Source organism: Acaricomes phytoseiuli DSM 14247, from assembly GCF_000376245.1.
In the GTDB taxonomy this organism is placed as follows: domain Bacteria; phylum Actinomycetota; class Actinomycetes; order Actinomycetales; family Micrococcaceae; genus Renibacterium; species Renibacterium phytoseiuli.
Genome location: NZ_AQXM01000044.1, coordinates 35,574 through 43,209 on the forward strand (window position 1 = coordinate 35,574; position 7,636 = coordinate 43,209).

The following is a 7,636-nucleotide window of genomic DNA, read 5'->3' on the forward strand; positions in this document are numbered from 1 at the left end:
GCTGAAATGGTCATTACCATTATTTGCTGCGCTCCAGCTCAGCTTGGTCGAGCAATTCACGAGCATGATCCCGTGCCCGCTGGGAATCTTCCTGGCCCGCAAGCATCCGGGCGAGTTCCGCGACCCGCTCCTCCTGATCCAGGGCCATGACGTCCGATGATGTCAGCTGAGCATCACTCGTCTTGAGCACCCGAATATGACGGTCGGCAAAAGCCGCAACCTGGGGTAGATGGGTCACGACGATGACCTGGACATGCTGCGCCAGGGCGGCGAGCCGCCGCCCGATCTCCACCGCAGCCTTACCCCCGACTCCGGCATCCACTTCATCGAAGACAAAGGTGGGAACGGGATCTGCAGCCGCGAGAACCACCTCCAGGGCGAGCATCACCCGGGATAGCTCCCCTCCCGATGCTCCCTTCGCCACCGGCCGCAGCGCCGCGCCTGGATGCGGTTGCAGCAGGAACGCCACGTCATCGATACCGTAAGGCCCACGGTCCGACGGCTTCACCTCGATCTGCACTCTAGCCTGCGGCATCGCGAGCGTCGTGAGTTCGGCAGTGACCCGCTCGGAGAGCTCCGCCGCCGCTGCCTTTCGATCCTGGCGCAGCTGAGCAGCCAGGGCATCCAGCTGGCTCCCGGCTTCTTGCACCGCGGCTTCCAGCGCTGCGATGGAATCCGTTCCGCCCTGCAGATCCGCAAGAATTAGGGCCGCATCCTGTGACCAGGACAGAAGCGCGTCGACCGTGTCATGGCCATGCGTGCGCAGCAGTTTGTTGAGCTCGCCCCGCCGGTCCTCGATGACGACCAGCCGGCCCTGGGCATCGGCGTCCAGGCCCGCCTGGTAGCTGGCGAGCTCGGCAGCGATGTCATTGAGCAGATAACCCGCCTCTGTGAGCCGCTCCGCGGCGCGTCCTAGCGCTTCATCATGTTCAGAGACCTGATCCAGCGCACGCCGAGCAGTGTCGACGAGCGACGTGGCATCGGGAGCCTCGCCGAAGTCTTCTCGGATCAGAAGCTCGTGAGCCGCACCCGCTGCTAGGCGGAGGGCTTCCAGATGAGTCAGCCGCAAAGACTCCGCCTTGAGCTGCACGTCCTCTCCGGGCTGGGGATCGACCCGTTCCACCTCGGCGAGGGCGGCTTCCAGATCAGCAGCCTGCCGCTGCCGTTCGGCACCTGAGTCCTGGCGCTGCCGAAGCCTGGCGCTGTCCTGCCGCCACCGTTCATACAGTGACCGGTACTCCGCGAGGCAGTCCCGGAACCGCGGGAAGGACCCGGCAGTTCCCGAAGCGGCGAAGGCGTCGAGGGCTTCACGCTGAGCCGTGGAGCTGCGCAGCCGGATCTGCTCACTCTGGCCGTGCACTGCGACGAGCTCGGAGCCCACTTCCGAGAGCACTGCGGCGGGCACCGAACGGCCACCGAGAAAAGCTCTGCTGCGGCCGTCTGCGGCAACGGTCCGGGAAATCAGGAGCTCGGTGGCGGCTGACTGCTCAGCATCCTCGGGGCCCTCCTCGAGCTGCGCGCCGGCTTCTTCTGCGCGGCTCAGAGCAGCATGCCCGGCCCCCAGGAGCACCGTGGCTTCTGCAGCAGCGGCCTTAGCGCCCAGACGGACTGTCCCGGAATCGGCGCGGGCACCGAGCAGCAGGCCCAGGGCAGTCACCACCATGGTCTTGCCCGCCCCGGTCTCCCCCGTGACCACGGTGAACCCCGGCCCGAGCGGAAGCGAGGCCTCGGCGATCACGCCCAGGTCCCGGATCCTGATCTCCTCGATCACGCCTTGCCCCTCCAGATACTCTTCCTGCTGTGCTGTATTCGTGATTCGTGATTCGCGCTGCTAGTCCACCGTGTCCTGCGGATCCGGCAGCGCCCCGCGAGGTTTGGGCCGGACCAGCGGAATTGGTTCGGTCCCGGCATCCGAGGCATGGTCGACAGGCCCGCGCCAGCCGGAAACCGGCAGTTCGAATTTGCGGACCAGACGCGCGGAGAAAGGCACCGAACGAACCCTGGCTAACATCACCGGAAGCGCGGAGCGGGTCACTTCGATCCGGGATCCCGGAGGCAGCGGCCAGGAACGCCTGCCATCGCACCACATGATGCCGTGGGCTTCCGTCCGGTCGAGCACTTCTACCGCGAGCATCGAGCCCGGCGCTACGACCAGCGGCCTGGAGAACAGAGCGTGGGCGCTGATCGGCACCATCAAGATGGCATCAACACCGGGCCAAACCACCGGACCGCCCGCTGAGAAAGCATACGCTGTGGAACCAGTGGGCGTGGCCACGACCACGCCATCGCAGCCGAAGGCGCTGAGCGGCCGCCCGTCGACCTCGGTGACGACCTCCAGCATCCGTTCCCGGTCGCTTTTCTCCACGGAGACTTCGTTGAGCGCCCAGGTGCGCGCTGCTTTGACTCCGCCGACCCAGAGCGTGACGTCGATCGTCATCCGCTCCTCGACCTCGTATCGCCGCTGCACTACGCGCTCGACCGTATGCGCCAGATCCGACCGCTCGCTCTCGGCCAGGAATCCCACGTGCCCGAGGTTGACCCCGAGCAGAGGCACTTCGGCACCGCGTACCAGCTCAGCGGCCCGCAGAATGGTGCCATCGCCGCCGAGCACGATCACCAGCTCGATTCCGGGAAGCTCGGCGGAAAGCTGTTCCGGCTCCCCGGAAAGCGATATCGCCGGGACGGATTGCTCCGGGAAGTGCACTCGCATATCCGCGAGGTCATCCGCGGTCATCATGGTGTCGATCCCGGCTTTATGGAGTTCTTCGCAGACGTACCGGGCAGCTGACATCGCCTCGGCGCGCCCGGTATGCACCAGAATCAATACCGCGCGGCCCCCTGACTCCCCGGGCACCCCAGGCTGCTGGGCACCAGGAACGCTCCTGGGGGTCTGCTGCATGCCGTCTCCTCCATCTAGCAAGGCCGTCACGTATTTCATTCGGTCAGCCTGATAACGGATGCTCCGGCCATAGTCTGCTCACAACAGCAGCCGGGCTCTCCCCTTCGAGCATAATCGCCTTCGGCTGCCAAGCCGAAAGAACTTCCCCGCCGGCAGAGTCATTTTCGGCTGAGCTGGACGGCTTACTGAGCCAGAGGAAGTACTCCCGGTTGCCATCCTGACCCGGTAGCGCACTCATCGCGATGCCCAGGAGCAGCAAGCCGGCGTCCAGCGCCGACTCCAGTACCACGGTTACCGCACGGCGGCGCTCTGACTCACTGGTGACCACTCCGGTCTTCGCCAGCCGTTCCCGGCCCACTTCGAACTGGGGTTTGACCATGAGCAGAAGCTCTCCGCCCCGCTCGGTGGCACGCGCCAATGGTGCCAGCACCAGAGTCAGGGAGATGAAAGAGAGGTCCGCGACGGTCAGCGCTGCCTGACCGTCTAGATCAGCGGAATCCAAATCCCGGATGTTCAAACCTTCGTGAACACGCACCCGAGAATCGGCTCTCAACGACTCCACCAGTTGACCGTGGCCGACATCCACCGCCAGGACTTCAGCCGCCCCGGCCTCCAGAAGCACCTGCGTGAACCCTCCAGTGGAGGCCCCGGCATCGAGGCAGCGCAGCCCACTGGGGTCGATGCCGAATCGATCCAGCGCACCCTGCAGTTTGAGCGCAGCTCGAGAGACATATCTGCTGCTATCGCTCGGCTGCACGCTCAGATCAGCCCCCGCGTCGACGTGCTGCGCCGGCTTCTCGGCTACCGCACCGTCGATGCGCACCACTCCTTCAGCGATGAGCTTGGCCGCTTGAGTGCGCGAACGCGCCAAGCCGCGGCTCAGCAGCTCCTGATCCAGGCGGGGCACAGTCGTCAATCGGCTGAGCCGGCCCCGGTTTCCGGAGCCTCCACAGCATCAGCAGCGTCAGCAGCGGCAGCAGCGGCATCGAGTTCTTCGCGGAGTCCTTGATGGAGCCGCTCGTAGGTGGCCGCGTGCTCGGCGATGTCCCGTTCGGGCAGGTCAGCAAGAAGGTTCATGAGCTGATCCACTGCGGCATCTCCGGTGGCACTCAGGCCTGCAGGCCAAGGAGTAGGTTCCGAGCTGAATTCAGCTCCCGGCAGGGCGCGCTGCTCTGCCGGCAGAAAAGCTGCTGCATCAGTCATGGGCACAGTTTAGTTCAATCGGTTTAGTCCAGCCGAGTAAGTCCAGCCGAGCTAGTCCAGCCGAGCAGTTCGGCTCAGCTCGACCATTCGATGCTGGGCTTCGCGGCATGGTCCGGATGCTCCGCCCACCAGGCGGCGGCAGCGGCTCGCCTGCCATCCAGGGATCCTGCAGGTGCGCTGATCAGCAGCTCATCCCCCGCGGCCTCGGCCCGAGCCTGCCCGCACCGGACTCCTGCGCCTTCTCGCTCGCACCGGGGTGCGGCGTCGAAGATCTGTTCCAGCGAGTCCAGGAAATAATCCGGCCGCTCTTCCGGTGCAGCGGCCAGCGCACTGGCCACATCATTGATCCCGGTCAGCACCAGTGCGGTGCTGAAACCAGCGTTGCACCCACCGCGGATATCCGTATCCAGACGATCACCGATCACCAGCGGTTTACGGGCTGCCAGCCGCTCCGCCGCGAGCCGGAATAATGCGGCCTCTGGCTTCCCTGCGACCAGAGGCCGACGTCCAGTGGCCTGCGCTACCGCTCCGACCAGAGTGCCATTGCCCGGAGCGACCCCTCGGGCCACCGGAATGGTGAGATCCGTATTGGTGGCGATCCACAGCGCTCCATCGCTGATAGCGAAAGCGGCCTCGGCGAGATCCCGCCAGCCGAGGTCCGGCGAGAAGCCCTGGATCACCGCGGCGGGAGGCTCCGCCAGGTCCCGCTCTCGCAGCGCCCGGAAACCGAGTGCGCTGACCTCGGCCGCGAGCGCCTCAGCCCCCACCACCAGAACCGTCGCCCCACGCTGCAGCCGTTCTGCGAGCAGTTCGGCACCGGCCTGCGCGGAGCCGAAGACCTGCTCCGGTTCCGCCGGCGCCCCCAGCTCGCGTAGGTGGGCAGCGACCTGCTGCGGGCTACGCGAGGCATTATTCGTGACATAACCGAGCTTAAGCCCGGAACGGGTGGCCTGGTCGAGCGCCGGAATCGCCCCAGCAATGGCTTCCGGGCCGGCGTACACCACTCCATCCAGATCGCAGAGCAGTGCGTCATAAAGCTCGGCGAGCACGATGCCCTCGCTTCCGGCCTGAACAGGCATCACTAGTCCTGAACCTGCTGTTCCGGCCTGCTCTCTTCCGATGGCTCAGTGTCAGCGTCGTCATCATCACCCAGCAGGTCGATGATCTCCGGTTCCTCTTCGGCACCGAGCGCCCGTTCAGCCAGGGCAGCCTGCTTGCGCCAGGAAGTCGCTTCGTCGTTCCGGCCCAGCTGATCCAGGACCTCAGCATAGGCTTGGAAGAGCCGGGGCGAGAAGGAGAAAGCGCGGTTCTTGTCCAGGTGCGGAATCCGCAGCTCAGCAGCGGCTGCCTGCCACTGCCCCTGGTCGCCACGGGCCCCTGCCGCCACGATAGCGAGTTCGGCCCGGCCTGCGGCATCCAGTTCAGCGGCTTCTGGGCTGTGCGCCAGTTCAAGCGCCCTATCCGGCCGGCCGAGGCCTCGTTCGCTGTCCGCCATCAGGGGCAGGTGCAGATGCGCTCCGGAGATCCGGCGGAAGGTGCGCAGCTCGCGCAGAGCCTCATCATAATGACCTGCGGCGTAAGCGGTGAGGCCCACGGCTTCGCGCACAGCAGCCAGGCGGCCGCCTCGGCGGCTTGCCGCAAGCGCGTGCTGGAACGCCAGCTCCGGCTCTTCATCGATCAACCGGCCCGCCATGACCAGATGCTTGGCCACCCATTCCCCGTTACGGGTTTCCAGAGTGCGCAGCTGGGCGCGGATGGTGCCATCGAGCTCCGTGCCCGTGACGCCTTCATCGATATCGGGCGAGCGCTCCCGGTCGGGACGATTCGACCGGCGCAGGTCCCGGGGGTTGGCGATCCTGCCGTCAGCATCCCGAACGCCCTGCTCTCGCCCATCGCCTCTGACGCTCTCGCGATTCTCGCGCTGCGGCCTGGGCCGCTCGACCCGCATCGGTTTCCCGTCCGCGCGCTCTTCGCCCCGCCGGTAGCTGTTGGCATCACGACCTAGCTGCTGCGGACTCTCCGACGCGCCCCGCCGAGACCGCCCATCGCTACGACGTTCAGAGGAAGAAGATCGCTTCTGGTCAGCACGATCCCGGTGTTCTAATCGACGAGGCTCACCCCGTCGCGAGTCACCGGAGCGGCGCACCCCGTCTTCGCTATGTTCCGGCATAACCCCTCATTCCTCGCTACTGCTCATCTGAGCCAAGCCCGCATTATTCTACCGTGTCTGTGTCTTCCGAAACGCCTTCCGAAAATTCGTCGAGAATGTCCTGAGCCGCCTGCTTACCCATCCGCAGAGCACCATCGACGTGCTGGAATCCTTCAGCGGCCACGTCTGAACTTGCCCAGTGAATCGGCCCGATGGATTGGCGCTGATCCGCCCCGTAACGGCTCAACCCACCCAAGTCGAAACTGGCGGCATATCCTCCACGAGTCCATTCTTCGCTGGCCCAGTCAGAGTCGAAATACACTTCGGAGTGCAGGGCCTCCGACCCCAGATAACGTGAGAGGGACTCCAAGATCAGGCGGCGACGCTCGGCTTCGGGCAGAGCCAGCATCTGATCTGCGGCTTCATCGCTGACGAAACCGACTAGCGTGCCGCGCGGATCATCATGATTCGTGTTGTCATAAACCTCTTGTACGAGCCGCCTCACGCCGAATCCGGTGCCGGAAAGGCCGTTCTCACGCCAGAATGGGCGGTGGTAAACGGCGTGCACTTTGATCACCAGTCCCATGGACAGGTGTTGATGCATCTGCTGCTGGCGCGCAGGCAGGAGCGGCATGAAGGAAATCTAGCTGTAGAGGGTCGGCAGTATTGCGATGATCGCTCGACGGGCTTACACCCGGTGTTGCGTTTCAGAAGCCGCATCTGCCCGAGCGTGACCCGATCTTTTTGCCACTGCAGCACACTCACCGGTGCCTCGAGAACCGCCGAGCCGGTAAGCTGATCCGCTAAGGCTTGGCTGACCGACTGCATGCCGCCGACGATTCTGCGATCCAGGATGAAGTTCTCATTCAGGATATTGCTGAATGATCCAGCTGAGGCCGCTATCTTGACTGCCTTCAAGGCGGAAAAGGCATGGACCGGCTTGGTGAGCATCGCGCCGGCGATGAACATCCCGATCAAACGGCAGGCCTACGAGTCCGTCGATTACCGCTCCAACCAAGCCGCAAAAGACACCGTATCCAGCTCTCGAGCTCTCGAATGCGTCCAGGGTTCTTTTGCGCCCAGCTCTAAGGCTAGGCCGTCGAGCTGGGCTGAATCGCCCCGGTGTGTCCGGAGGGTTTCTCAAACGGTCAGCTCAACGGGTTGTTGGGCTGTGGTTTTAGCGTAGGGGTCTGCTTCGAGTTCTGCCGGTGGGATGTCTCCGCAGTGCTCGTAGAGGCGATGGTGGTTGTACCAATCAACCCATTCAGCCGTCGCGATCTCGATCTCTTCGAGGTTTCGCCAGGGCTTGCCCGGTTTGATCAGCTCGGTTTTATACAGCCCGTTGATCGTCTCAGCGAGGGCGTTATCGTAGCTATCGCCGACAG

At 64.7% G+C, this 7,636-nt stretch carries 7 protein-coding genes and 1 pseudogene; all 8 read right to left on the bottom strand.

Translation table 11 applies throughout. The annotated features are described in order from the left end of the window. Nucleotides 1–19: 19 nt before the first annotated feature. Nucleotides 20–1,771, bottom strand: coding sequence for a DNA repair protein RecN (gene recN, locus C501_RS0102950; protein WP_018134141.1), 1,752 nt, complete (start codon nucleotides 1,769–1,771; stop codon nucleotides 20–22). A gap of 60 nt (nucleotides 1,772–1,831) precedes the next feature. Then, nucleotides 1,832–2,899, bottom strand: a complete 1,068-nt coding sequence (locus C501_RS0102955; protein WP_156807600.1) for an NAD kinase — start codon at nucleotides 2,897–2,899, stop codon at nucleotides 1,832–1,834. 43 nt (nucleotides 2,900–2,942) lie between these two features. Next, nucleotides 2,943–3,806 (bottom strand): TlyA family RNA methyltransferase, encoded by an 864-nt coding sequence (locus C501_RS0102960; protein WP_018134143.1) that lies wholly within the window; start codon nucleotides 3,804–3,806, stop codon nucleotides 2,943–2,945. Nucleotides 3,807–3,811: 5 nt separating this feature from the next. Continuing rightward, nucleotides 3,812–4,102 carry a hypothetical protein gene (locus C501_RS12290; protein WP_018134144.1) on the bottom strand — a complete coding sequence of 97 codons (291 nt, stop codon included), beginning with the start codon at nucleotides 4,100–4,102 and terminating at the stop codon, nucleotides 3,812–3,814. Between the two features lie 74 nt (nucleotides 4,103–4,176). Beyond that, nucleotides 4,177–5,181 (bottom strand): HAD-IIA family hydrolase, encoded by a 1,005-nt coding sequence (locus C501_RS0102970; protein WP_051064447.1) that lies wholly within the window; start codon nucleotides 5,179–5,181, stop codon nucleotides 4,177–4,179. A 2-nt stretch (nucleotides 5,182–5,183) separates the two neighbouring features. Then, entirely contained in the window at nucleotides 5,184–6,272 is a 1,089-nt protein-coding gene (locus C501_RS12295) for a hypothetical protein (RefSeq protein WP_211206334.1), read from the bottom strand. A 43-nt stretch (nucleotides 6,273–6,315) separates the two neighbouring features. Continuing rightward, nucleotides 6,316–7,361, bottom strand: a pseudogene (locus tag C501_RS14935) (flavin monoamine oxidase family protein); the annotation flags it as partial. A gap of 30 nt (nucleotides 7,362–7,391) precedes the next feature. After that, nucleotides 7,392–7,636: integrase core domain-containing protein (locus C501_RS12305; protein ID WP_018134147.1), on the bottom strand; the 245-nt coding region annotated here is incomplete at its 5' end.

Excerpts from the sequence above, each read along its gene's own strand:
- C501_RS0102955 (WP_156807600.1), bottom strand. The coding sequence starts at position 2,899 with ATGCAGCAGACCCCCAGGAGCGTTCCTGGTGCCCAGCAGCCTGGGGTG.
- C501_RS12290 (WP_018134144.1), bottom strand. The coding sequence starts at position 4,102 with ATGACTGATGCAGCAGCTTTTCTGCCGGCAGAGCAGCGCGCCCTGCCG.
- C501_RS0102970 (WP_051064447.1), bottom strand. The coding sequence starts at position 5,181 with ATGCCTGTTCAGGCCGGAAGCGAGGGCATCGTGCTCGCCGAGCTTTAT.
- C501_RS12295 (WP_211206334.1), bottom strand. The coding sequence starts at position 6,272 with ATGCCGGAACATAGCGAAGACGGGGTGCGCCGCTCCGGTGACTCGCGA.